Raw genomic sequence first — 25,642 nt, 5'->3', positions numbered from 1 at the left:
AGTGCTCGCAGCCTGCTTGACCAGCGGGGCGGCAGTTCGATTGATGTCGCCGGTTCCGGTAGCGCCATGAGTTCGAGCCAAATGGAGGCCTATTGCCGTGGCGAAGCCGCCGGCGATTTTGAGACCCGTCCCGATTACGTAGCTGTTGCTGCTGCTTTGCCGGCAGTTGGCGGCGGCTATGTCGCTACAGGTAGCGTGGACCGCGGCACCCAAGGCAATCCGCCGATTGAGTGCCGGTTCGATACGCTTGGCCGCTTCGAGATCTATCGTCGGATCTAGCTCAAGCAATCATACGATCTGTTTGTGCCGGGAGCCTTTGCCTGGCCCCGGCACATCCCAAGACCCATTTCGCAAACAGAAACGCACAATGACAAGCGGCGTGTCGGACTGAACGCGTGCGGTCTTCTTCAAGTATGCCTGGCCGAAATAGGGGGCGATTGTCGTCTCTTTCGGCGTGCGCAGCACCTTTTTGACGTGAGGGCGGACAGGCGCTTTCCGCTTCTTTGCAGTTGGGTGCGTCCAGCCAGATTTTTGCGATAGCGGCGAGCACTGAACCTGCGTTACGCTCGGGCGAGACACTACACAGGCAAGGACGCACATGCTTGGATTGAAAGTCGCACTGCCAAGTCATCTGTTTGTCTGCTTTATCGTAGCGCTGTCGCTCCTCGCCTTTCCGGGTTTCGCTCAGCAAACCCAGAGCAATGCCCTGCCCATGCTGACCGACGCTGAACAGGGCGCATGGTCCGAAGTCGCCGACCGGGCGGCGCAGCTTCTCGACGGCGGCGATGCGACCGAAGCCAATCTTGCCGATCTTCGGGCCGAGCTCGTCGAGCAGCGTACCGCTGCCTTCAATTTTGTACAACGCGGCAGCGCCGCCGTTCGATCGTTGCAGGCCCAGCTCGATGCACTGGGGCCACCTCCGGCCGAAGGGGAGGACGAAGCTGAGTTGATTGCGACGCAAAGGGCGTCCCTTGTCGATGCTTTAGCGCGGGCCAACGCTCCGCTCCTGGCGGCTCAGCAAGCTTATCAACGCTCGGAAGTGCTGATCCAGGACATCGACGGGCTGCTGCGGACGCAGCAATTTGATGCGCTGTTCAAACGGGCGCCGACTGCGATCAATCCGTTGAGTTGGGCGCCCGCTGCGCGCGAGTTGATCGATGCCTTCGGTGGGCAGGTCGATGCCGTGCTGACTGATCTTGAATCTCCAGAGCGCGCCGATGAAGTTTCCAGCGACCTCACGCAGGCTTTGATCCTTGCCGGTTTGGGGCTGCTCATAATCTTTGTTGTGCATCCGCTGGCGGCCCGAAGCATAGGGCGGCTGCTTCTTCGAACCGAGAGCGTGCGGCGCGCCGGCGGGCTGTTGTTTATCGGGCATTTGGAGCATTTGCTGTTGCCCTTTGTTGGCGGCATGCTGATCGTGCTCGGCATGACGGTGATGGGGCTGCCAGCTTCGGCGCCGGTTTTCGTGGCACTGGCCATTATCACACCGTTCGTTGTTGGCCTTGCCTACTGGCTCGGACACGCCGTCTTCTCACCATACTATCCTCCATCCCAGATCATTAGTCTCGAGCCGAAAAAGGCCTGGCTTGGCGCGCGGCTGTCGCAGGCCCTTGGGTGGGTGGTCGTTACCGAGATGCTCGTAGAAGCCATCGAGCAAGACATCACGCTTTCCCAAGTGACCCATTCGGTACTGGCGGCGGCCATTGTTTTTGTCGGTTGCGGATGTCTTTGGGCGCTGGGACAGACGATCCGGTCCCCGGCGCGGACTGACGATGAGTCCAGTCAAGTCTCGATCGGTGTTGGGCTGGCAAGACCGCTAGCTCTATTGGTGCAATTGGCAGCTGTCTCTGCGGCGTTGGCGGCAGCCATCGGGTATATCGAACTGGCGCGCCAGGCGATGATGCCGATGATCATGACATTGGGCATCGTTGCAGCAATTATCCTGCTTCATCGCGCCATTCTTGCGCTGCCTACGCTCGTTCTTGGCCGTGATCCAAGCCCGGACGGGGCCAAGGCGGCGCTAATCCCGGTTGTGCTGGGTGCGGCGCTAACCATAGTCAGCCTGCCGATCCTGGCGTTGGTGTGGGGTGCGCGGGTTACCGATATAAGCGAATTGTGGATGATCGCTATTCAGGGGGTGGAGCTTGGTGGCATCCGGTTCTCGCTGACCTCGACATTGCTGCTCATCGCCATCTTCGCCGTTGGACTGTTTGCAACTCATTGGCTCCAGGTTGTCGTTCGCACGAGCGTCTTGCCCAGGACGCGTGCCGATGTCGGTGTGCGCACCGCTGTCGTTACGTTCATCGGCTATATAGGCGTACTGTTTGCAGCTTTCATTGCGGCAGGCGTGGTTGGCCTGGACCTGTCCAACCTTGCAATTGTGGCCGGCGCCCTCTCGGTGGGCATTGGCTTTGGTTTGCAAGCGATCGTTTCGAACTTCCTCTCGGGTATCATTCTTCTGCTCGAGCGCCCGATCAAAGAGGGTGACTGGATTGAGGTGTCGGGCTTTTCGGGCACGGTGAAAAAGATTGCCGTCCGATCAACGCGTATCGAAACTTTCGACCGGCACGACGTGATCGTCCCCAACTCAGATATCATCGCAGGGGTCGTCAAAAACATGACGCTGGGGTCGCGAATCGGGCGGGTGACAGTACCAGTGGGCGTTGCCTATGGGAGCGATGCGGAACAGGTGCGCGACCTGTTGCTCGAGATCGGGAGGCGCCATCCGCTGACAGTTCACAAACCGCTGCCAGTCGTCCTGTTTCGCGGACTTGGCGATAGTGCATTGGAGTTCGAGCTGCGCTGCTACATTCGTGACGTCATGGAAACGATTACCGTCAAATCCGACCTGCTCTATGAAATCTACCGGGAGTTTCAGGCTGCTGGCGTTTCGATTCCGTTTCCCCAACGCGACGTCCATCTCCATGTCGAGGAGGCGAGCATGGCCCTCAAAGCCAGACCGTCAGATCCCTCCCAGATCCATGAGGGTTCCAAACGCTGATTCCTGCGACCGGCGATGGGCGTCCTTAAATCACGCCATTGCCTGCCCCCAAGACAACTCGAGGAGTAAGACAATGCGCGGCAAAAGATTACTCAAGCTTTCAAGGGCTTCGGCGGTGGCGGCGGCGTTGCTGTCGGCCACCGGGCCGGTCGGAATGGCTCAATCGGTCGAGGCGACCCCGCGCCTGCGTGCGCTCGATTTTTCGCCCTTTGAGGACGCGATGGCGACATTTCCAGCCGAAATTTACGCGGCGCTCGACCAGGTGCTGCCAAGTTCGTCTGTCATGGATGTGCAGGAGGCGCTGGAGGCAGGCGATATCAATTCGGAAATGCTCGTTACCTACTTCCTGCATCGGATTTCTGTTTATGACGATCGGTTGCGGACCTATATCGAGCTTAATCCCGAGGCGCTTGAGGACGCGCGTGAGGCCGACCGTTTGCGGTCTGACGGCACCATACTTGGATCGCTTCACGGTATCCCCGTCAGCCTCAAGGATAATATCGAGACTGCCGGCCCAATGCATACGACAGCCGGCGCCGAAGTTCTTTTCGACAATGTCGCGTCCGATGATGCCGAACTCGTGACGCAGCTGCGTGAAGCGGGTGCCATCATCCTTGGTAAGGCCAATCTTTCCGAATTCGCTGGGTCGATCGCCATCGGACCGATGCTGGGCGGGACGACCGCGGTCGCGGGGCAGGGCATGAACCCGTATGGCAGCTACCCCACAGGCGGTTCGAGCTCGGGATCGGCCGGCGGCGTTGCGTCAATGCTCGCCATGGTGAGTGTGGGCAGCGAAACCTCGGGTTCGCTGATCACGCCAGCGGCATGGAACAGCGTTGTTGGCATGAAGCCATCCAAGGGTGTGGTAAGCGGTGACGGCGTGATCCCGCTGCTCACCAATAATGATTCAGCTGGCCCCATTGCGCGTTCGGTTACCGACGCTGCCGTTTTGCTTTCGGTCATCGACACAGCCGAACACGATTATACCGCCGATCTTGCAGTTAATGCCTTGGATAGAGTTGCGGTTGGCGTACTGGCATCTGATCTTGCCGTCGAGGATGGAAACGCTGAATTGTTGCAGCGGATCGCAAGCATACTTGTGCTGACCGGAGCGGAGGTCAAACCCGCGCAAATGGAAGGTTCCGATGTTGCCATGGCGGATTTTTCCAAGTTTCTGGCGGGTGGTGTCCGGTACGACATGTTGCCCTACGTCGCAGCGGTCAATCCCGACGTCGTATCGCCGCAAGATCTTCGGGACTACAATGCCGCAGATGCCACGCGGCGCATTCCGTTCGGCCAGGATATTCTCGACATACAGGCCCAGGTGGCCGAGAGCGTGACCGTAGACGAGTTCGAAGCGCTAGCAGTTTCTTTGACAGCGACAGCAAAAAATCTGTTGGATACCGCATTTGAGCAAAGCGATGCTGAGGTTTTGGTCAGCATTGATAATTCGCATTCCATGATCTACGCGACTGCGGGCTATCCTGCGATTACGCTCCCTCTTGGTGCACGCCTCCGTGGCGGCTTTGCCGCACAGATCGGTCTGGATGCGGAGGGTATGCCGGTGGGCGTGACGCTGATCGGTAAGCAGGGAGAGGATGGCAAGCTTCTCGCATATGCCTATGCGTTCGAGCAGGTGTCCCACCTACGCCTGCAGCCAATGCTCGACGATTGATCAAATACGCTGGCCGTCGCGTTGAACCGATGAGCGCTTGCTGCATTTTCTGAGATGATCGGAAACAGTGGCGCTCGGGGCTAAGATGCCTGAACCCCTAGAAAAATTCGACTTCGCCCGAATTGGTGCGGGCGGCGATGCCGGAAAGCGATTCGTCGCGCAATTCGTCGAGCGCAAGTGTTGACCAGACGCCTTCTATGGCTTCTGCATCGGCGCCGTCTGAGATATCGGCAAGCTTGCGCGCGGCGTCGGCCATGTTGCGACAACGTTGCTCAATGCGGTCTTGCATTTGAAGCGCTACGACAATCTGGCGGATGGCTGTGGACCGCGCAGCGTTGCAGTCGATCGATGTGTCGCCCAGGGTGAGAAGGCTTGCTGTGATGCCGTCGACCATTTCTGCCGTCTGGCGAGCGGTTTCTTCCAACTCTCTAGCCAGTTTGTGCAAGCTCATGCACGTCACCCCATCTGATAATTATAGCGATTATACTGGCAGAGTTCTAAACCGATGCTTGCCGGTGTCCGCTATCCGTAGTCATCGCCGGTTAGGGTTAGCAAATGGCTAACGAATGACGGGATAAGTTTGGAAAAATTTCAATGGGCTCTCGGTTTGTACCGTAAGGCCACAAAAGCTCCAGGGAAGCGGTATATGCCGTTCGTATTGACTTGATGCCCGACACTTTTACCCGTGGCGTGGTGACAACAGTTCACCAGGGAGATTGTGTCACGTCCAACCAGCCCGACGCGACGTTGTCGACAATACTGGGGTCGTGCATTTCTGCATGCGTGCGCGATAAGGTGGCTCTGATTGGGGGCATGAATCACTTTCTTCTCGCCGCCCAGTCAGGGTCGTCCAAGGACAGGTTCGGCGAGTCCGCGCGCTATGGCGCGTTTGCCATGGAGCAGCTTATTAACCTAGTGCTCAGCCAGGGCTCCGGCCGAAAGAGCAATCTCGAATTTAAGGTATTTGGCGGCGGCAACATTCATGCGGGCATGCATGATGTGGGCATGAAAAACATCGAATTCGTTCGCGAGTTTCTCGCCAATGAAGGCTATGTTCTCGCCAGCCAGGACATGGGGGGCAGTTATGCCCGTCGGGTGATGTTCCAACCCCATACTGGCCGGGCGTTCGTCAAGCGGCTCGACTCGACCGACAATGCCCGGCTTGTGCGCGAAGAGCTGGCGATTGCCACCCAGCGCCCGGTCAAACCCGTACTCGACGATATCGAACTCTTTTAGAGGGGTGTTTCAGGCAAACCGGCGGGCCAGGGCGACGCACAAAACGATGACACCGGTGGCCACAAGCATCTGGGCGGCGATCGGTTCGCCCAGCACAAGGCCGGAAAGCGTCAGTCCGAAGAACGGTTGCAGCAATTGGAGCTGCCCGACGCTGGCGATGCCGCCCAGCGCCAGACCGCGATACCAGAAGACAAAACCGACCAGCATTGAAAATACGGACACATAGGCAAGGCCGAGCCATGCCGGCGTGCCGACGGCCAGCCAGGATGCAGGCAAGGCGATCAGCGCGATGAGCGCCATCGGCGGTGCGGAAAGCACAAGCGCCCAGCAGATCACCTGCCAGCCGCCAAGGTGCCGGGACAGTCTTGCACCCTCGGCATAGCCCAGCCCGCACACGATTATGGCGCCCAGCATATAGAGATCGCCCAACAGCGTTCCCGACGCACCTTCCGACATTGCGAACCCAATGACGATGGCGCTACCCATGCCCGAGAACAGCCAGAAAGCCGTGCGTGGTCGCTCGCCACCGCGCAACACGGCAAAGGCGGCCGTCGCGATCGGGAGCAGGCCGATAAAGACGATCGATCGCGCTGAGGTAATGTGCTCAAGGGCAAGTGCTGTAAGCAGCGGGAACCCTATAACCACGCCTATGGCCACGATTGCCAACCCGACGAGGTCTGAACGTTTTGGCCACGGCTGACCAAGCGCAATAAGACATGTCATGGCGAGCAGCGCGGCAATGGCGGCGCGGGCGGACGTGAGAAAGAGAGGCGAAAAATCGGCGACCGCAACCCGGGTTGCAGGAAGTGAGCCTGAGAAAATGATGACGCCAAGCAGCCCGCTCCCCCAGCCCTTGATTGAAGTTTTCACTGTGCAGCGTCCTATTGCAATTGTGGCATGAACCTAAGAGCACGGGGGTGGTCACAACAGATACAGAGCAGTACAATAACTTGAAACTGTATTGGTTTGATTGGGCATACATTGAACGTTATCGGGCAGGTTGGCAGGCGTACGGAAACTGTCATGCAGACGATCAAGAGCAGGGTGGCGAGCCGGGCTCTGGCCGCGGGCGAACGCTTGCCATCGATTCGTTCGCTCGCTGCCCAGGTCGGGGTTTCGCCGTCGACAGTCGTTGAGGCTTACGACCGGTTGGTGGCTGAAGGCGTGATAAGGGCGCGTCGCGGATCGGGGTTTTATGTCACTACATCGGCGGCGGCACCACTGGATTTGGCCCAGGAAATTGCGCCCCAAGAACGCGATATCGATCCATTCTGGGTCTCGCGGCAATCGCTCGATGCAGACCCAGTAGCGCTCAAGCCCGGTTGTGGCTGGCTGCCTCCCGAATGGATGCCTGCCGACGCAATTCGGAAAGGTATGCGGGCGTTGGCCCGGGGCGGGGCCGAAGCGCTAGTCGATTATGGATCGTCGCGAGGGTCGCCCGAGCTGCGCCGCATTATCGGAGGACGGTTGGCCGCCGATGGCGTGGATGCATCGCCAGATCAGATCGTTCTGACGCCATCTGGGACCAACGCCATCGATCTCGTGTGCCGGTTTCTGCTCAGACCGGGCGACACGGTGATTGTCGATGATCCGTGCTATTTCAACTTCCGGGCCCTGTTGCGCGCCCATGCTGTAAAGATCGTCGGTGTGCCTTTTACGTCGGACGGTCCTGATATTGAGCGTTTCGAAGCGGTGCTGGTTGCAGAACGGCCAAAACTCTATGTCACCAACAGCGCCCTGCACAATCCAACCGGGGCTATGGTTTCAGCCCGCGCCGCACATAGAGTGCTTTCGGCTGCGACAAGCCATGACGTTACGATTGTCGAAGACGATATATTCGCCGATCTTGCGCCCGAGCCTGTCCCCCATCTGGCCGGGCTTGATGGGTTGAGCCGTGTTATCCGTATCGGGAGCTTTTCAAAGACAGTTTCGGCGTCGTTGCGCTGCGGTTACATTGCTGCCCGGCGCGATTGGATCGAGGGTCTGATCGATCTCCAGATCGCTGCCGGATTTGGCGGGCCGAGCCCGGTTGCTGCACATTTGGTGGCCAGCGTTCTGGCCGGCGGGGGATATCGCAAGCATATCGAAGAGGTGCGCCGTCGGCTGGGGCGTGCTCAGGTCGAGACAGCAACTTCACTGTCTCGCATCGGGATCAAGCCATGGATCCGACCGCGCGGTGGGTTCAATCTGTGGGGTCAATTACCAGAGGGCGTCGATTCTGCGTTGGTCGCACAATCAGCGCTTGCCCAGAATGTGGTTCTGGCGCCGGGCAATGTATATAGCGCTTCACGGACGGCCGAGCGGTTTATGCGTTTCAATGTCGCCCAGTGTAGCGCCCCCCGGATCATGACCGTGATCGATGATGTCATGCGCAGCCAGCGGGCGCAGACAAAATCCTTCCCGTAATGTTACCGTGAAGGACGCGCGCTCACCAAGCGTTAACCATACGCTCTTAGGGTGACGCAACGCATTTGATTATTCGGCAGTCCCTTGGCTCGAACCCGCCTCGTTTCCGCATTGCTAGCGCTCTGGTCGGCCACACTGGCGGTGTGTGTGTGTCTGGCCGTCAATTTTTCCGCGCAATCATGGTGGCCGCTCGCGGTGAGCGGCGTCTGGGTTGCCGCAATGCTCGTGAGTTTTGCCAGCGCAATCTTTGCTGATCGGGCGCAGCGCCGTGTACTTTCGGCGCTTGGCGAGGCGGTGGGCAGCGGGCCGATCGGCAAAAGCGCCGAAATCGAACATATGCGCACAATTACCGCCAATCTGTGTCTGAGGCTCGAACGGGCAATGACTTATTGTACGGCTTTTGAGACGCTTGCGCGACCAGCCATGCTTGTCGATGGGCAGGGCAGTATCGTCAAAATGAGCGCAGGGCTGACCGCGCTTGCGCCGGAATGTGCAGAGACCGACACCGCCGCCGCCCTGCTGGGGGTCGCGGTCGCGCTCGACGTCAACCGTCAAAGTCATGCTGTTGCGCTATCGGGGCAACGCCATATGGCGATGGTCAGCCCGCTTGCGCCGGATCGTTGGCTCATTGAATTTGACCGTCCAGGACGCGTTGTCCCAGCGCACATTCTTGATGAAATCGGCCAGACACTGGCCGGTGGGCGAACCGGATACCGGATTGGGTCGGACCTTGTTGACGAGGTGCCTGAATTTGAACTTGTCAATTGCGGCCTTGCAACGCTCGACCAGGCGGCAGCTCGGCTCGATGCACTGGCGCAAGGCGAGCCGTTGGACCGGGACGGCGCAAATGACGGTCTGTCGGCGCGGATATCGGGGTTGGCGCGCCAGATGGAAAACATCGACACCGAACGCGAGAACGCTCTCGATTTGCACCGTCGGGCGCGGGAGCGGCTGGAGAAAGTAGGCGGGTTGGTCGAAGTTTGCCGGGAGGCGGCGCAGACCCTGACGCAATCGGCCAGTGACGCCCGTGCTCATATGGAGACGGCGCGCAGCGAGATCGATACTGGCAGGTCGCTGGTCGGCCGAACCGCAGCGGGTACAAACGGGCTCAGGGCCGATTTCGAGAAGGCCAGGGCATCTGCGGAGGTGACGAGCGAGCGCGTTGCTGCTGTCACCGGTCTTGTAGGGCAGATCGATACACTTGTCGCCAGTATCGAAGAGGTGGCTTTTCGCACAAATCTTCTCGCGCTCAACGCCGCGGTGGAAGCGGCGCGCGCCGGGGAAAAGGGGGCTGGCTTTGCCGTGGTGGCCAGTGAAGTGCGGGAACTGGCGCAAGCGAGCGCCAGGACATCCAAGGATATCAGGGCATTGGTCAAGACCGGTCTGGGAGAAGTCGACGCTGGCGCACAAGGCGCTCAGGCATTGGCAGAAACAATTGGTGTCGTCAGCACACATTTACTGAATTTAAGTGAGGAGACGGCCATGATCGGCGCCAGTCTTGCAAGCGGCGAAGAGGCACTGGCAGCAGCGCGCTCGGATGTCGATTTGATCGGTGATCGGGCAAAACAACAAGCCGAGGCGCTCAAAGCGCGGCCGGCAGGGCACTAAGCCGGCACAGCCTAGATATTTTCAGGGGCGCCGACCGGCATTGGGGAGTCGGAACTGGTATGGACAATTGTGAATTTCCGCTGAGCGAGAGAGAGTTCTCGCGGATACGCGAACGCGTCTATCGCGTGGCGGGCATCTCGCTTTCGGATGCCAAGCGCACGCTGGTCGTGTCGCGGCTTTCCAAAGTGGTGCGTGGGCTCTCTCTGGCCAGCTTTGACGCATACATCGACTTTCTCGATACACGCGGCCGGGCTGAGGACGATCAGGACTTCGTTAATGCGTTAACAACCAACCTGACGCGGTTCTTCCGCGAAGATCATCATTTCGATCATCTCGTCAGCCATGTTGCAGGGTTGGTTGCCAAGCCCCAGCGGATAACCAAAGTGGGCAAGCCACGTTTGCGCATCTGGTCGGCGGGCTGCTCGACCGGGCAAGAGCCTTACACAATCGCATTGAGTCTTCTTTCAGCGTTTCCTGAACTCAAACGCTGGGATTTTCGTATCCTTGCTACTGACATCGATTCCAATGTCGTGGCAAAGGCGGCCACAGGGATCTATCCGGCAAGCGAGCTTAACGGGCTTTCCGCGCAACGGAGTGCCCTATTCGAAAAGGCAGGGCCGGGCGAAGTCGCCATTCCGCGCGCTGCCCACGAGCTTGTGACGTTCAAGCTGCTCAATCTTATCGAACCCTGGCCGGTCAGCGGGCCGTTCGACGCGATTTTCTGCAGGAACGTGGCCATCTACTTCGACAAGCCGACCCAAGGCATGTTGTTCGACCGGCTCGGACAGGTCCTGGCGCCGGATGGGTTTCTCTATATCGGCCATTCGGAGAATCTCCAGGCCGTTTCCAAAGGTTTCAAGCTGGTTGGCAAGACGGTCTATAGACGCAAGGCCAATGCCGACGCAAAGGATGCAGCATGAGCAATATAAGGGTCCTTGTTGTCGACGATTCGGCGCTCATTCGAGACGTTCTTTCCAAAACTCTGTCTCAAGAGGGCGACATTACTGTGGTGGGCACCGCAAATGATCCGCTCGACGCGCGCGACAAGATCAAGGCGCTCAACCCGGACGTCGTGACGCTTGATATCGAAATGCCCAACATGAACGGGCTGGCCTTTTTGCAAAAGATCATGCGCTTGCGGCCATTGCCGGTTGTAATGGTCTCGACGCTGACCACCAAAGGCGCTTCTGAAACCATGCTCGCGCTGGAACTGGGAGCTGTCGATTTTGTCGCCAAGCCTGGCGCAGACATGGTGGGCGGGCTTGAAGCGTTCGGATCGACTTTGCGTGAGAAGGTGCGCTTTGCCGCGCAGTCCGATGTGCAGGCCCGGGCTCATCGCGCGCCGGCGCCGGACCTGCCGCTCAAGACGGCAGCTGCGCCAGAGGGTGCTCTGATTGCAATCGGAGCATCAACGGGTGGCGTGGAGGCAATTCGCCAGGTGCTGTCTTCCATGCCTCTTGATTGTCCACCAATCGTCATCGCCCAGCACATGCCCAAGGGGTTCACCGCCCGGTTTGCAGCGCGGCTCAATGAACTGATGCCGGTGCGCGTGGTCGAAGCCGCCGACCGCATGGTGCTTGAGCGTGGGACGGCCTATGTCGCGCCCGGTGATTTCCATCTGCGCGTCGAGAAGTCATCTGGCCAGCTGAAATGCCGGGTCACTCAGGATGAGGTGACATCGGGGCATCGGCCAAGTGTGGACGTACTTTTTGCATCGGTTGCAAAAGTTGTCGGCCCAATGGCCGTCGGGGCCATCCTTACGGGCATGGGACGCGATGGAGCGCTGGGCATGAAGGCGATGCGCGATGCCGGCGCCTTTACTATCGGCCAGTCGCAGGGCTCGGCACTCATCTATGGAATGCCCAAAGCTGCATTCGAACTGGGCGCCGTGATCGAGGAAGCGCCAGTCGAAAAGATCGCCGGCCGACTGGTTGCTGCATTGATGAAGGTCAGGGCTGCAGCTTGAGCCTTTGTATTGAGATTATTGTAACTGTTGTCGCCTAGTTTTGCAGACTGACCACTCCGGAAGAAGACCGGGATATCAAGGCGGAGAATCCATGCCAAAGGCCAGCGCTGTCAGCGTTCTCATCGTGGATGACCAGCAGTCTATGCGGGGCATCTGCAAATACATCCTCACTCAGCTTGGGTTCAAGGATATCGTCGAGGCCAAATCAGGTCGCGACGCACTTACCAAGCTTGAAAAAACCAGTGTCGATCTCATCATTTCCGATTGGAACATGGATGACGTGGACGGACTGACACTGCTCAAGGTGATCCGCAAGCATCCGCGTACGCAGGGCATGCCATTCATTATGGCCACTGGGCGCTCGGACAAGGAGCAGGTCAAGGAAGCCATCGAAAGCGGCGTAAACAACTACATCATCAAGCCCTACGATGCTGGCACCATGAAAAAACGCATTGAGGCGGTTATCGGCGCGCTGAGCTGAGCGATTCCGCAATCACATCCGCAGGGGCGTCCAATAGGGCGCCCTTTTGCGTGCCAGGTGTGGAGCACACCGGTCTTGGCATCCGGACGCTTGCGTGGTTGTACTAAAGAACTGTGCTTTTCCTGGAGTGGTCATGGATCATAAGACAATCGGGCTGGTGGCCCATGACGAAAAAAAGGACGATATGGTCGCCTTTGCCACTGGGCACAAGGCGCGATTGAGCCAGTTCACGCTGGTGGGGACTGGGACGACAGGAGGGCGCGTCGCTGCGGCGACAGGACTTGAGGTGTTGGCGCTGAAAAGTGGACCTTTGGGGGGCGATGCGCAAATCGGCGCTATGATCGCGGAAGGGCGGCTCGACGCCCTGATCTTTTTCATCGACCCGATGAGTGCACTGCCGCACGATGTCGATGTGAAGGCTCTAACCCGGCTGGCGACGCTTTATGACATCCCCGTCGCTTACAACAAGTCCACAGCTGAAGCCGTTTTGGCAGCGCTTTGAGTTGACCGAAAGGCGCTGTTGTGACCAGATGCCGCATCTTTTTTTGGGGCTTTTGGCCAGTCGGTTCAACACGAAAATCAGGGGCAGAGCACAAGCGTGGCGTTTGACGCGGTAATCGAGGTGCGTTCCGTTTCAAAACGGTTCGGCGGACTTCTGGCTGTTTCCAATTGCTCGCTCGAAGTCGAGCGGGGGTCGATCACGGGGTTGATCGGGCCGAATGGGGCGGGAAAATCCACCCTGTTCAATATGGTAGCTGGTAATTTTGCGCCCACAAGCGGGCAGATCATTTTCGACGGCCAGGACATCACGGGGCTCAAACCGCACCAATTGTTCGGCCGGGGCATGTTGCGGACATTCCAGATTGCCCATGAGTTTTCCCAGATGACGGCGCTAGAGAACCTTATGATGGTCCCTGGCGATCAACCTGGCGAAAGCCTGGCCAATCTCTGGTTCAAGCCGGGCAAGTCCGCAGCGCGCGAAACCGAAGTGCGTCAGAAGGCACTCGATGTCATCGATTTTCTAAAGCTCGGTCACGTCAAGAACGAGCTGGCGGGCAACCTGTCGGGCGGACAGAAAAAGCTGCTCGAACTCGGCCGCACGATGATGGTCGACGCCAAGATCGTGTTGCTCGATGAAGTTGCAGCGGGAGTCAACAAGACACTGCTCAACGATCTGGCCGGCAACATCGAGCGCATGAATAAAGAGCTCGGCTACACATTCTTTGTCATCGAGCACGACATGGACCTGATTGCACGGCTTTGCGATCCGGTGATCGTGATGGCGCAGGGCGAAGTAATCGCCAAGGGCAACATGGAAGAGCTGCGCGCCAACCCCATGATCGTCGAGGCCTATTTCGGCGGTCCTGTGGAGGCCGTGCAATGAGCCTGATCGACCTTAAAGACATTATAGCGGGTTATGGCGGCGCGCCGATTCTGAATGGCGTCAGTATGGCGATCGATGCGTCCGATATCGGGGTTATCGTTGGGCCCAATGGGGCAGGCAAATCAACGACGTTGAAGGCTATCTTCGGGCTTTTGACCGTTACCGGCGGCACAGTCACGTTCGACGGGCAGGACGTTACCAATTTCGAGGCCGACAGCCTGGTTCCGATGGGGCTGTCGTTTGTTCCCCAGGAGCACAACGTTTTCACCTCGATGTCGGTACACGAGAATTTCGAAATGGGCGCATTCGTGCGGCGCGACAACATCTCGGACAGCCTTGATATGGTCTATGAGATGTTTCCCGATCTCAAGGCAAAGCGCAAACAGCCTGCGGGGGAGTTGTCGGGCGGCCAGCGCCAGATGGTGGCTATGGGGCGGGCCCTTATGAGCCAGCCCAAGCTCTTGATGCTCGATGAGCCATCCGCAGGCCTTTCGCCGCGCTACATGATGGAAATCTTCGAGCAAGTTGTCAAAATCAACGCCGCTGGCGTGGGCATCCTGATGGTCGAACAAAACGCGCGTCAGGCGCTTGCGTTCGCGACCAAGGGGTTCGTTTTGACCAGTGGACAGAACAGGTTCACCGGAACCGGGCAGGAACTGCTTGACGATCCGGATGTGGCCAAGAGCTTTCTTGGGGGGTAGCCCGGGGAGCGAGACCTGCAAATCCGGCAACCGGCTTTGTGCTACGGTCGCGCGACGAGGACAAAAAGAACATGAATGATCTGATCTTTTTCTTCAATCAGGCGGTGATCGGCGGAGTGGTGCTCGGCTCGATCTACGCGCTGGGCGCCGTTGGGGTAACCCTGATCTTCGGCATCCTGCGGTTTGCCCATTTCGCTCATGGCGACATGATGACGATGGGCGCGTTCATCACCTTTGTTCTGGCCGGAGCGCTGGCGACGATGGGGGTCGTGACGCCCATCCCAATCGGGGTGCTGGTCGTCCCGCTGGCCATGGTGCTGGCGGCGGGACTGGCGCTGGGGATCGACAAGGGATTTTATGCGCCTCTGCGCGCAAGGGGAGCCAAGCCCGTGACACTGTTGATCGCCTCGATCGGCGTGACGATGATGATCCAGGGGTTGATCCGACTGTTTTTCGGCGTGGAAACGCGTTCGTTCTTTGACACAGAGCCCAAGCAGATATTCCGCATCGAATTGCCTTTTGAGGGCGTGACGCGGCCGATCACATTCACCGAGCCGCAGATCTGGCTGGTGCTCTCAACGGCGATTGCAGTGATCGCACTCCATTATTTTCTCACCCGCTCGCGACTGGGCAAGGGCATGCGCGCGATGGCCGACAATCCTGACCTCGCCAAAGTTTCGGGCATCAATACCAAGCTCGTCGTACGGGTCACGTGGGTGATCGCGGGCGCGTTGGCGTGCCTTGCAGGGACCATGCTGGCGCTTGACGTAACGCTCAAACCTGACCTCGCCTTCAATATTGTCCTGCCGATATTTGCCGCGGCCATTCTGGGTGGGCTGGGGCATGCCTATGGAGCGATCGCAGGTGGATTCGTGCTGGGATTTGCCGAAACGCTGGCTGTGTTCAACTGGTCGGTGTTGCTGCGACCGTTCCGCGATATCTTGTGGTTCGATATTCCCAGTTCGTTGACGCTGGTGCAGTCTGAATACAAGCTCACCGTGGCCTTCCTGATACTCGTCGTCGTCCTTCTGGTTCGACCCACCGGCATCTTCAAGGGAGCTTCGACATGACCGTGCGTTATATCGGACTGTTTGCCGGACTTTTTGCACTGATCGTGTTCGTGGGTGTGATGATGGGCACCCCTTTTACAGTGCGCTTGATGGTTGAGGCCTTCGCCTTCGCGCTGATCGCCATGGGTCTCAATATCCAATGGGGTTTTGGCGGACTGTTCAATTTTGGCATTCTGGGCATGCTGATGGTGGGTGGTTTTGCCGTCACCTTCATCTCGTTTCCGGTCAACGAATTGTTCTGGCAATCCGAGGGCCCGGCGCTTCTGGGACGCACGGCAATTGCCGCAGCCATCGGTGCGGTCATCATCTTCTTTGCCCATAAGGTGCAACGGTGGGGGATCACAGGCAAATGGCGCGGGGCGGTCATCGTTCTCGCTTGGTTTGCCGCCTATGTGATATTCCGTTCACAGATGGATCCGGCGGCCAATACGATCACCTCAACCGCAGGGTGGGTCGGCGGACTGGGGCTCCCGGTCATTTTGGGTTGGGCCTTCGGAGGGATTCTGGCTGGGCTTGTCGGCTTTCTGGTCGGCAAGGTTAGCCTGGGGCTGCGGGCAGATTATCTTGCCATCGCCACTATCGGGATTGCTGAAATCCTGCGGGCCGTGATCCGCAACATGGAATGGCTGACGCGTGGTACGCTGACGGTGTCGCCAATTCCCTGGCCAGTGCCCAATCCGCAATATTATCAGGCGCAAGGCGCATCGATTACCGACAGTTTCGTTTATGCGCGCGGTGGTTTTCTGGCGCTGGTCGTCGTGATCGTGATCATCGCGCTATTTTTGATCCACAGAGCCTATCAAGGACCGTGGGGCCGCATGATGCGCGCCATCCGCGACAATCACATCTCGGCAGCGTCGATGGGCAAGGATGTGACAGGTCGGCAGCTGGAGATATTTGTATTTGGCTCGGTGCTGATGGGCATCGGCGGGGCGATCCTCGTTTCATTCGTCGGGATCTATGATCCCTCGAGCTATCAACCTATCAATCACACCTTCATTATCTGGGTGATGTTGATCGTGGGTGGCGCCGGCAACAATTTCGGGGCGCTGTTTGGCGGACTGTTTATCTACATTGTATGGATGTTGTCCGAGCAGCTGGCGACTGGTCTATTCGGTACACTGAGCAATTGGTCTTCGGCAATCGGTTGGGGTGAAATCCCTGATATCGAAACCCGCGCCGTGCAAATGCGCATTTTCGTGCTCGGACTCGTGGTGACCATTGCCCTGAGGTTTGCGCCCAAGGGTTTGCTGCCAGAAAACATCAAACGCACAAGCTAAAGCAAAGGCCGTCGCTTGGGGCGGCTCTTTCTTTCGGACCTGCCCCTCCGCCCGTGACCATGGCGAAAGCGAAGTCGGTTTTGTGAGAGGGATGTGCTGATTGGCAAGGTAGATGCCGCGCGTTGCGCAGGAGCGACGGCGACTGCGCGCATTTGCATTGCATAATCGGTCCTGAAGGCGTCTGGCACTGACGACATGTGCTTTCGTGCGATGAACCATGCAGCGATCAGCCACGGGGAGCGCTAAAGTCCAATGAGAATGAAGACGTAGTTACTGACCGAAATTGTCTTTTTTCGGTGATTGGGTCGTTCGATCTTTTCTCCATGCGGCAAGAAAAAAGGCCCGGGATCGCTCCCGGGCCTTTCAGTGCCGTTCTGAGCTGATTACTCGATGACGCCGACTTCGACGAACTCGCCGCCTTCAACTGTCAATTCGACGATCACGCCGTCAACATCGCCTGCATCGTCAAAATCAAGGTCGCCGCCAGCGCCCTGGTAATCGATGTCGGTACCAGCTGCGATGAGCTCCTTGGCTTTTTCCCATTCACCCGGAAGGATGGTTTCGCCCGGAGCCGAAGAGACTTCGCGCAGCGCGGCGGATAGGCCTTCGCGGCCGCCTGACCCGTTCTTTTCAATGGCCAGCGCCAAAAGGAAAGCCGCGTCGTAGGACTGAGGAGCATACACATCGTTCGGTGTCAGGCCAGCGGCCGTTGCCAGGTCTGCGTAAATCGTGGCGCTTTCACCTTCGAACGCACCGGCGCGCGTGGCAATCATGCCTTCAACGCTGCCTGCATCGATGCCGGTGAACAGGTCGCTGCCGACCATGCCGTCACCGCCAGCGAAGGTGAGGAAGTTGCCCGACTCAAGAGCCTGGCGCAAGATTGTCTGCCCCGAGGAGTTGGCATAGGCAAGGACTACAAGGGTCTCGGCGCCCGAGGATGCCAGGTTGCCAAGCTCGGCACGGTAGTCTGCCTTGCCGTCTTCATGCGCCAGATTGGCTGCGATTGTGCCGCCACCGGCTTCATAGGCTTCAGCGACAGCGGTGGCAAAACCCGAACCGTAATCATTGTTGACATAAGTCAGCGCGATTTCGGTGATGTCCTTGGAGAGCAGCAGCTCGGCAAGTTTTTGGCCCTGGAAGGCGTCGGACGGGGTGGTGCGGAAGACAAGATCATTGTCCTCAAGGCTTGTCAGGGCCGGGGCCGTGGAGGCGGGCGAAATCATGACGACGCCGCCGGGGATGGCAGCGGAGTTGGCGCCGCCAATGGTTTCACCGGTGCAAAGCCCGCCAACAATAGCTGTGACCTGATCGGTGTTGACCAAACGGTCGGTGGCGTTGGCTGCTGCTGTCGCGTCGCAGGCGCCATCGGCTGAGACCAGCACGAGTGTGCCGCCATCGAGGATCCCACCTTGTTCGTTGATCTGTTCGACAGCCAGTTCGGCGCCAGAAAATATGGGGGGTGCAAGGCTTTCGATGGGGCCGGTAAAGCCGCCCATGAAGCCGAGCGTGACGTCTTGTGCGACGGCTGGCGATGCAGCGGACAGAACGCCTGCAGCGACCGCAAGGGTCAAAGATTTTTTGATATGACGCATGATATCCCTCAAGAGTTTGTTCGTGCCGTGCCCCTCCCGTGCCGCTTGGCGATCTCTCGGTCCGGACAGCCCAACAGGAAAAGGCCCAGTCTCTGGACCCGTTCCGGACGGTACCATTGCACAGGACAGTTTATGGAGTCACCAGATATTGAATCGAATTTTCGAGGGGCTGCAGTTGCTTAACCGACAGGCTTTTGCGAGTTATCGTTGTTTCCCCAATCCAAGGAGGCCGGGACAGCCGATGCGCATGAATATCGTCATTATCTCGGCTTTGGCGCTTGGCATAGCGCCGGTCGGCGCGTTGGCGCAGATACAGGTCCTCGATGCGATCGGCGGAGGCGAGCCGGTCGATGTGGCACCCTCGGTCGAGGCTAGCCCGGTTGCCGAGACCGAGCCGTCAACGCCATGTGGCACTGCGGACATAACGATTGCGGAGATGGGATGGCCGTCGGCAGCCATCCTTGCCAATATTCATGCCACATTGCTGCGTGTAGAGTATCAATGTTCAGTTCGCTTAGTGCCTGGTGAACCGGACGCAACATTGTCCTCGATGGCAACCACCCAGCAACCGGCAGTGGCGCCCGAACTCTGGGTGTCGCGGCAGGCCGAGGTGTGGAATGGGGCGATGCAGGCGCGCAGCGCCAGAGCGGCTGCCCCTGCTTTTGCAGACGGGCCGCTCGAAGCCTGGTTCGTGCCATCTTACGTCATCGCAAACAATTCCGGCCTTGAGGCCACAAGCGACATCCTCGATCATTGGCAAGTGTTTGCGCCAGAAGGCGAGAGCAGAGCCGAGTTTCATTCTTGCCCGTCGGACTGGGCGTGCGCGATCATCAACAAGAACATGGCTGCGGGGCTCGGATTGGGTGAGCGCTTCGATATCGTCGAACCGCTCGATCGTTTTGCAATGGACGGGGCTCTGACGGATGCCGTCAGTCAGCGGCAGCCCGTGCTCACCTATTACTGGCAGCCCAATGCGATCATCGATCGGCTCGATCTGGTACCGCTCGACATGGGCGGTTTCGATGCTGGCAACGCGCAGTGCATGGCGATCCGTGACTGTGTGCCGTTCGGCAGTTCGGGGTTTGCGCCAGACAGTGTGGTGATCGCTGTCGCTGAATGGGTCTTTTCCGATACCCCCGATGTTGCCGATTACTTTGCAAAAGCGTCGATGCCATTGCCTGAAATGAATCGTCTGCTGGCTTGGCAGGCCGAGAACGAGGCCGGCCCGGACGCGGTTGCGCAGCATTTTCTCATCACCGGGCGTGATATCTGGCAGAACTGGGTCGGCGATGACGGAGAGAACGAGGCGGACCAATAAGGCATTGCTAACCATGGCCGTGATGAGAGACGACATTGTCGCACGACTGTAACAAAGCAAGCAGACACTGAGCGTTTGACCGGTTTTTGATCTTTTGGTCTGTTAAGCTGTTGATTTCATGGAAATAATTTTTGTCTTGTTCACTTCGCATTAAAGCGGGGTTCGTAGTGTCTGGCCGAACAATCGGTCACGGCCAACATGCGTACTGAACTCTCACTCGACAACATACTTGCCGTTTATCGCGGCACAGCTCTCGGTGCTGGCGCCGCCGGCTGCCTTATTGTCTTTGCGGCGAGTGAGGCGATTGTGGCGCGATGGTTCGGGGTGGGCCATGAAAGCTTAGTGCTGCCGATTGTCGTCGGGAGCGGCTTGGCGCTCATGTCCATCGTCGTCTGGGGGTATTTTTCGCTACGCAGAGCGTTGGTAATTGCCGAGACAAGGCGGTGCGAATTGATCGCTTCGCTCAATCGCGATGCACTGACCGGTGCTTTCAACCGAAAGTATTTTCTCGACCAATTGCGTGAAATGGTCCGCGCGGCCGAGAGGATGCCTGTCGCCTACATGCAAATCGACATGGACCACCTCAAGGCCATCAATGACGGATCGGGCCATGCTACAGGCGACCAGGCTTTGGTTCGGCTGGTGCGAACCCTTCAGGAGCTTGTTCCGGGCGCCGTGATCGGGCGGCTTGGCGGGGATGAATTTGCCTTGGCCCTGACCGGGGTTAGCTCCAAAGCCGCCTTGAAGCGCGTTGGGGAGCGGGTGCTTGAAGCGCTTGATCGGCCTGGGCCGCTGGCGGGACGCGATGTGCGGCTGTCTGCCACCATGGGTATCGCTATCGCGCCAGCCGACGCCGGTGACGCAGATACGCTGATTTCCAAGGCGGATCTTGCGCTTTACAAGGGCAAGAATGGCGGGCGGGGACAGGTGATTGCCTTTGAACGGGAATTGCTGAGCGAGGAACGCTACCAGCGGTTTATCGAGCGCGAATTGCGCGCAGCAATCCTGATGGACGAACTCGAGGTTCACTATCAGCCCGTATTCGGGCGAGACGGTCGGAAGCGTTCGGTGGAAGCGCTGGTTCGCTGGCGACATTCGGTGCGCGGTATGATCTCGCCCGGTGTTTTCGTCCCGATCGCCGAACAGTCGGACCTGATCGCCAAGCTTGGGCAGTGGGTGTTGCGGCGGGTGTGCAGCGATGTTGCAAGGCTTCCGACCGAAATGGTCGCGATAAACGTTTCGGCGGCCGAGTTGCGCCAACCCGATTATGCTGCGCGATTTGCTGAGGAGATTGCCGCTGCCGGGCTTTTGGGCGCACGCTTTATCGTCGAAATCACCGAGACAGCTCCGTTGCACAAGAATTCGACCGAACGAAAGAATCTCGAATTTCTGCGAGCTTTGGGCGTGCTTATCGCCGTTGACGACTTCGGAGCAGGGCATGCGAGTCTTGGCTATTTGCGTGACCTCTCGTTCGACATATTGAAAATCGACAGGGTCTATGTTGCCGAGATCACCTCGCGGCCTGTGGATTCCATGATCGTTGAATCGATCTGCAAGATTGCCCAGAGCCTGGGGGTCGATGTGATCGCCGAAGGTGTGGAAACCCCTGAGCAGCATGCCGCTCTCCTCGACTTGGGATGTACGGGGTTTCAGGGCTTTCTGCTTGGCCGTCCGCTTTCCCTTGGCGCCGAGATCGCTGCACAGACCGGCGCGGTCCAAGCAGCCTAACCGAGATGGCTATGTTGCGCATGAGCGGACTTGATGGCTATAAGTGCGACAAGTGATGGGAACTTATCGACGTCAGGGAGACCGGGATTGGATATCAGAAAGATAAATGACCGCGTGAGTGTTTCGGGGCAGATCCTGCCGAAAGATGTCGAAACGATAAAACAGGCGGGCTTTGTCTCGATCATCAACAACCGGCCCGACGGCGAAGCACCAGATCAACCCACAAGCGCAGAAATTGCATCAGCGGCGCAGGCTGCGGGTCTTGGCTATTATGATATTCCGATGGGGCGCGAGGGTGTGACACCCGATATGGTGGCTGCAACGCGAACTGCGCTCGAACAGAGCGAGGGACCCGTCTTTGCATTTTGTCGCTCGGGCACGCGATCGACGACGCTCTGGGCCCTTAGCCAGGCTGGCAATGACACATCGGGTTCAATCATCGATTCAGCTGCCAAGGCTGGCTATGACATGAGCCATCTGGCTGCGCACCTGGACAAGCCCATCTCCTGACCGCCCGGTCGGTGGGGCTTTCCCTTTGACAGTTTTTTCCGGCCATATTCTGGCTGGTTTTAGTGACGGCAAAACGTTCTGCGGGCGCGTGTCCCGATGCGCCCGGCAACCGGCAAGCAGGGGGTCTCCCAGTCCATGGCCATCAAGAAGATACTCGTCGCCAACCGCTCCGAGATTGCGATCCGCGTGTTCCGCGCCGCCAATGAGCTTGGACTGAAAACGGTTGCGGTCTTTGCTGAAGAAGACAAGTTGGCGCTGCATCGTTTCAAGGCCGATGAGGCCTACCTGATCGGTCAGGGCAAGGGGCCGGTTGAAGCGTATCTGCAGATCGATGAGTATATTCGCGTGGCGCGAATTTCTGGCGCCGACGCAATCCATCCCGGCTACGGCCTGCTTTCGGAAAGCCCAGAGTTTGCCGATGCCTGCGAGGATGCAGGGATCATCTTTATCGGGCCCAAGGCGCAGACAATGCGCGACCTGGGTAACAAGGTTGCTGCGCGCAACATGGCGATCAAGGCGGGTGTCCCGGTGGTGCCGGCGACCGAACCTTTGCCGGACGATCTCGACGAAGTGGCGAAGATGGCCGACGCGATCGGGTATCCGCTGATGCTAAAGGCAAGCTGGGGCGGGGGCGGTCGCGGCATGCGGCGCATTACCGACCCCAAACAATTGCGATCGGAAGTTTCCGAAGGCAAGCGCGAGGCCAAGGCGGCCTTCGGCAAGGACGAGATGTATCTCGAGAAACTTGTCGAAAAGGCGCGCCATGTCGAAGTTCAACTTCTTGGCGACGATCACGGAAACCTCGTACATCTGTTCGAACGGGATTGTTCGGTGCAACGGCGTAACCAGAAAGTGGTCGAGCGAGCACCGGCGCCTTATCTTTCGGAAGCTACCCGCAAAGCTTTGACCGACGCGGCGCTCAAGCTGGGCAATGAAGCGCGGTATCGCTGTGCTGGCACTGTCGAATTTCTAATGGATGCCCAGACCGACGCGTTCTATTTCATCGAAGTCAATCCGCGCATCCAGGTCGAGCATACAGTGACCGAGGAAGTGACAGGTATCGATATCGTCAAAGCGCAGATCAAGGTCATGGACGGGGCCGTGATCGGGTCGCCGCAATCGGGCGTGCCCGAGCAAAAAGACATTGTATTGCACGGCCATGCCCTCCAGTGCCGGGTGACGACCGAAGATCCGGAAGAAAACTTCATTCCCGATTATGGCCGGATCACCGCCTATCGTGGGGCCACGGGATTCGGTGTGCGCCTTGATGGTGGGACCGCATATTCGGGCGCGATCATAACGCGGTTCTATGACCCGCTTTTGGAAAAGGTGACCTGCTGGGCGCCGACACCGGAAGAGGCTATTGCCCGGATGGATCGCGCGCTGCGGGAGTTCCGTATTCGTGGGGTGTCGACAAATCTGGCGTTTCTCGAAAATATTATCTCGCACCCCAGTTTCCGAGATAACACCTACACGACGCGGTTCATCGATACGACGCCGGAGCTTTTCGATATCGAAAAGCGCAAGGACCGGGCGACCAAGCTTTTGACCTATATTGCCGATGTTACGGTCAATGGGCATCCCGAAGTACGTGACCGGCCTCGGCCCCCGGCCAATGCCGCAGCGCCAGTGGTGCCAGAATACCCGCAGCTCTCTGTCGTTGAGGGCAGCCGACAAATTCTCGATCGCGATGGCGCCAAGGGGCTTGCCGACTGGATGAAGGCGCAAAGCCGGGTTCTATTTACCGATACGACAATGCGTGATGGACATCAGAGCCTGCTGGCGACGCGCATGCGCACCTTTGACATGGACAAAATCGCCAAAGCCTATAGCCGGGGACTGCCGAACCTGTTCTCGCTCGAATGCTGGGGCGGTGCGACTTTCGACGTGTCCATGCGATTCCTGAACGAAGACCCATGGGAGCGGCTGACAAAGATCCGCGAGGGCGCGCCCAATATTCTGACACAGATGCTGCTGCGTGGCGCCAACGGCGTGGGATACACAAACTACCCCGACAACGTTGTGCAGTTCTTTGTCAAAAAGGCCGCCGAAGGCGGCATCGACATCTTCAGGGTGTTCGATTGCCTCAACTGGGTTGAAAACATGCGTGTCGCCATGGACGCGGTAATCGACAGCGGCAAGGTTTGCGAAGGCGTCGTTTGCTACACAGGCGATATGCTCGATCCTGACCGGGCAAAGTATGACCTCAAATACTATGTGGGGCTTGCCAAGGAACTCGAGGCAGCGGGCGCGCACGTCCTGGGCATCAAAGACATGGCCGGGGTCATGAAAGCGCCGGCTGCAAAAAAGCTGTTTGCGACCCTCAAGGAAGAAATCGGTCTACCCATCCATTTCCATACCCACGATACCTCCGGGGCATCTGCGGCAACCGTTCTTGCAGCATGCGAGGCCGGCGTGGACGCTGTGGATGCGGCAATGGACTCGTTTTCGGGGACTACCAGCCAGCCTACGCTTGGCTCGCTTGTTGCCGCACTTGAGGGCACTGAGCGCGATCCCAACCTTTCGCCCAAGGCAATCCGGGAGATCTCGTTTTACTGGGAGGCCGTAAGGACGCAGTACCGAGCCTTCGAGAGCGACCTCAAGGGCGGGGCTTCGGAAGTTTATCTTCACGAGATGCCAGGCGGCCAGTTTACTAACCTCAAGGAACAGGCGCGTTCAATGGGGCTGGAAACCCGCTGGCACGAAGTTGCCCAGACCTATGCCGACGTGAACCAGATGTTCGGCGATATTGTCAAAGTAACGCCCTCATCAAAGGTGGTTGGCGATATGGCGTTGGCAATGGTCTCCTCGGGCCTCAAGCGGGCTGACGTGGAGAACCCGGACAAGGATGTTTCGTTTCCCGACTCCGTGATCGGGTTCTTCGCGGGCGATCTGGGCCAACCTACGGGCGGATTTCCAGCGGCATTGCAAGCCAAGGTCCTTAAGGGCAAACCGACAATGACCGAACGCCCCGGCAAAGGGCTTGCCCCGGCTGATCTTGAAGCTGAGCGCAAGAATGCCGAGGAAGCGTCGGGCATGGATATCGACGATTTCCGCTTGGCTTCATACCTTATGTATCCAAAGGTCTTCACCGAGTTTGCCAAAGCGCAGGACCTTTACGGGCCAACCGAAGTGCTGCCTACCCCTGTCTATTTCTATGGTCTGGATCCAGCCGACGAGATTCTCGTCGATCTGGAAAAGGGCAAGACGATGGTAGTTCAGTTTCTCGGCCAGTCGGAAACCAATGAAAAAGGCATGGTCAGGGTGTTCTTCGATCTAAATGGCCAGCCGCGTGCGGTTGCCGTACCCGATCGTCTCAAGGCCGGCGACATCGTCGCGCGCCCCAAGGCCGCCGCCGGCGATGCCAAACAAGTTGGCGCGCCGATGCCGGGTGTGATTTCGTCACTTGCGGTCAAGGTTGGCCAGTCGGTTGAAGCTGGCGATGTGTTGCTCTCGATCGAGGCAATGAAGATGGAAACCGCTTTGCATGCTGAAACCAGCGGCGCCGTGGCTGAAGTGCTGGTCAAGCCCGGCGATCAGATCGATGCCAAGGACCTGCTGATCCGGATCGAATGAGCCGGTCGGGGCTAACGAAGGCCCCCAAAAAAAGGCGGCGCGGAGAACCCGGGCCGCCCAGAAAGCATGGGAAGGAGATCAATCATAGAAGTTCGGGAAAGTCCCGAAAG

21 protein-coding genes are annotated in these 25,642 nt (G+C 58.5%); 18 read left to right on the top strand and 3 right to left on the bottom strand.

The features are described 5' to 3' along the window. Positions 1-66: 66 nt before the first annotated feature. The 3 genes from ACN0TA_RS13515 (at position 67) to ACN0TA_RS13505 (ending at position 4,676) form a co-directional block, all read left to right on the top strand. The gene (locus tag ACN0TA_RS13515) at positions 67-279 is read left to right on the top strand and encodes a hypothetical protein (RefSeq protein WP_417583782.1); all 213 of its coding nucleotides are present in this window, start codon (positions 67-69) and stop codon (positions 277-279) included. Positions 280-598: 319 nt separating this feature from the next. Beyond that, positions 599-3,001, top strand: a complete 2,403-nt coding sequence (locus ACN0TA_RS13510; RefSeq protein WP_417583780.1) for a DUF3772 domain-containing protein — start codon at positions 599-601, stop codon at positions 2,999-3,001. Positions 3,002-3,074: 73 nt separating this feature from the next. Beyond that, positions 3,075-4,676 carry an amidase family protein gene (locus tag ACN0TA_RS13505; protein WP_417583779.1) on the top strand — a complete coding sequence of 534 codons (1,602 nt, stop codon included), beginning with the start codon at positions 3,075-3,077 and terminating at the stop codon, positions 4,674-4,676. Between the two features lie 97 nt (positions 4,677-4,773). Here ACN0TA_RS13505 and ACN0TA_RS13500 read toward each other — a convergent pair whose 3' ends face one another. Next, entirely contained in the window at positions 4,774-5,127 is a 354-nt protein-coding gene (locus ACN0TA_RS13500; protein WP_417583777.1) for a hypothetical protein, read from the bottom strand. A 215-nt stretch (positions 5,128-5,342) separates the two neighbouring features. On the opposite strand from ACN0TA_RS13500, the gene ACN0TA_RS13495 reads away from it, so the two are divergent. Then, positions 5,343-5,912 (top strand): hypothetical protein, encoded by a 570-nt coding sequence (locus ACN0TA_RS13495; protein WP_417583775.1) that lies wholly within the window; start codon positions 5,343-5,345, stop codon positions 5,910-5,912. Between the two features lie 9 nt (positions 5,913-5,921). On the opposite strand, the gene ACN0TA_RS13490 is transcribed toward ACN0TA_RS13495, so the two are convergent. After that, complete coding sequence (locus ACN0TA_RS13490; RefSeq protein WP_417583773.1) at positions 5,922-6,782, bottom strand: DMT family transporter; 861 nt, start codon at positions 6,780-6,782, stop codon at positions 5,922-5,924. A 153-nt stretch (positions 6,783-6,935) separates the two neighbouring features. On the opposite strand from ACN0TA_RS13490, the gene ACN0TA_RS13485 reads away from it, so the two are divergent. The 10 genes from ACN0TA_RS13485 to ACN0TA_RS13440 all read left to right on the top strand — a co-directional run bounded on the left by ACN0TA_RS13485 (position 6,936) and on the right by ACN0TA_RS13440 (position 16,808). Next, the gene (locus ACN0TA_RS13485; RefSeq protein WP_417583771.1) at positions 6,936-8,318 is read left to right on the top strand and encodes a PLP-dependent aminotransferase family protein; all 1,383 of its coding nucleotides are present in this window, start codon (positions 6,936-6,938) and stop codon (positions 8,316-8,318) included. Between the two features lie 84 nt (positions 8,319-8,402). Beyond that, the gene (locus ACN0TA_RS13480) at positions 8,403-9,926 is read left to right on the top strand and encodes a methyl-accepting chemotaxis protein (protein ID WP_417583769.1); all 1,524 of its coding nucleotides are present in this window, start codon (positions 8,403-8,405) and stop codon (positions 9,924-9,926) included. 59 nt (positions 9,927-9,985) lie between these two features. Then, positions 9,986-10,846 (top strand): CheR family methyltransferase, encoded by an 861-nt coding sequence (locus ACN0TA_RS13475; protein ID WP_417583767.1) that lies wholly within the window; start codon positions 9,986-9,988, stop codon positions 10,844-10,846. Continuing rightward, complete coding sequence (locus tag ACN0TA_RS13470) at positions 10,843-11,892, top strand: protein-glutamate methylesterase/protein-glutamine glutaminase (protein ID WP_417583765.1); 1,050 nt, start codon at positions 10,843-10,845, stop codon at positions 11,890-11,892. The genes ACN0TA_RS13475 and ACN0TA_RS13470 overlap by 4 nt, the downstream gene beginning before the upstream one ends. A gap of 91 nt (positions 11,893-11,983) precedes the next feature. Further along, on the top strand, positions 11,984-12,373 hold the full coding sequence (locus tag ACN0TA_RS13465; RefSeq protein ID WP_014132207.1) for a response regulator: 390 nt from the start codon (positions 11,984-11,986) through the stop codon (positions 12,371-12,373). Between the two features lie 133 nt (positions 12,374-12,506). Next, positions 12,507-12,875, top strand: coding sequence for a methylglyoxal synthase (locus ACN0TA_RS13460; RefSeq protein WP_417583762.1), 369 nt, complete (start codon positions 12,507-12,509; stop codon positions 12,873-12,875). A 96-nt stretch (positions 12,876-12,971) separates the two neighbouring features. After that, entirely contained in the window at positions 12,972-13,757 is a 786-nt protein-coding gene (locus tag ACN0TA_RS13455; RefSeq protein WP_417583760.1) for an ABC transporter ATP-binding protein, read from the top strand. Further along, complete coding sequence (locus ACN0TA_RS13450; protein WP_417583758.1) at positions 13,754-14,458, top strand: ABC transporter ATP-binding protein; 705 nt, start codon at positions 13,754-13,756, stop codon at positions 14,456-14,458. Before ACN0TA_RS13455 ends, ACN0TA_RS13450 begins: the two co-directional genes overlap by 4 nt. Positions 14,459-14,529: 71 nt before the next feature. Further along, positions 14,530-15,528, top strand: coding sequence for a branched-chain amino acid ABC transporter permease (locus ACN0TA_RS13445; protein ID WP_417583756.1), 999 nt, complete (start codon positions 14,530-14,532; stop codon positions 15,526-15,528). Then, positions 15,525-16,808 carry a branched-chain amino acid ABC transporter permease gene (locus ACN0TA_RS13440; RefSeq protein ID WP_417583754.1) on the top strand — a complete coding sequence of 428 codons (1,284 nt, stop codon included), beginning with the start codon at positions 15,525-15,527 and terminating at the stop codon, positions 16,806-16,808. Before ACN0TA_RS13445 ends, ACN0TA_RS13440 begins: the two co-directional genes overlap by 4 nt. A 383-nt stretch (positions 16,809-17,191) precedes the next feature. Here ACN0TA_RS13440 and ACN0TA_RS13435 read toward each other — a convergent pair whose 3' ends face one another. Then, positions 17,192-18,400 carry an ABC transporter substrate-binding protein gene (locus tag ACN0TA_RS13435; protein WP_417583752.1) on the bottom strand — a complete coding sequence of 403 codons (1,209 nt, stop codon included), beginning with the start codon at positions 18,398-18,400 and terminating at the stop codon, positions 17,192-17,194. A 247-nt stretch (positions 18,401-18,647) separates the two neighbouring features. On the opposite strand from ACN0TA_RS13435, the gene ACN0TA_RS13430 reads away from it, so the two are divergent. The 4 genes from ACN0TA_RS13430 to pyc all read left to right on the top strand — a co-directional run bounded on the left by ACN0TA_RS13430 (position 18,648) and on the right by pyc (position 25,532). Beyond that, positions 18,648-19,718, top strand: coding sequence for a glycine betaine ABC transporter substrate-binding protein (locus ACN0TA_RS13430; RefSeq protein WP_417583750.1), 1,071 nt, complete (start codon positions 18,648-18,650; stop codon positions 19,716-19,718). A 198-nt stretch (positions 19,719-19,916) separates the two neighbouring features. Then, positions 19,917-21,446, top strand: coding sequence for a putative bifunctional diguanylate cyclase/phosphodiesterase (locus ACN0TA_RS13425; RefSeq protein ID WP_417583748.1), 1,530 nt, complete (start codon positions 19,917-19,919; stop codon positions 21,444-21,446). 87 nt (positions 21,447-21,533) lie between these two features. After that, positions 21,534-21,956, top strand: coding sequence for a TIGR01244 family sulfur transferase (locus ACN0TA_RS13420; protein WP_417583746.1), 423 nt, complete (start codon positions 21,534-21,536; stop codon positions 21,954-21,956). Positions 21,957-22,091: 135 nt separating this feature from the next. Continuing rightward, positions 22,092-25,532, top strand: coding sequence for a pyruvate carboxylase (gene pyc, locus ACN0TA_RS13415; RefSeq protein ID WP_417583744.1), 3,441 nt, complete (start codon positions 22,092-22,094; stop codon positions 25,530-25,532). Positions 25,533-25,642 lie beyond the last annotated feature (110 nt).

It is taken from the genome of Pelagibacterium sp., from assembly GCF_048264985.1.
Classification (GTDB): domain Bacteria; phylum Pseudomonadota; class Alphaproteobacteria; order Rhizobiales; family Devosiaceae; genus Pelagibacterium.
Note: the sequence above shows the minus strand (reverse complement) of the source record. Positions and strands in the feature narration are given on the sequence as shown.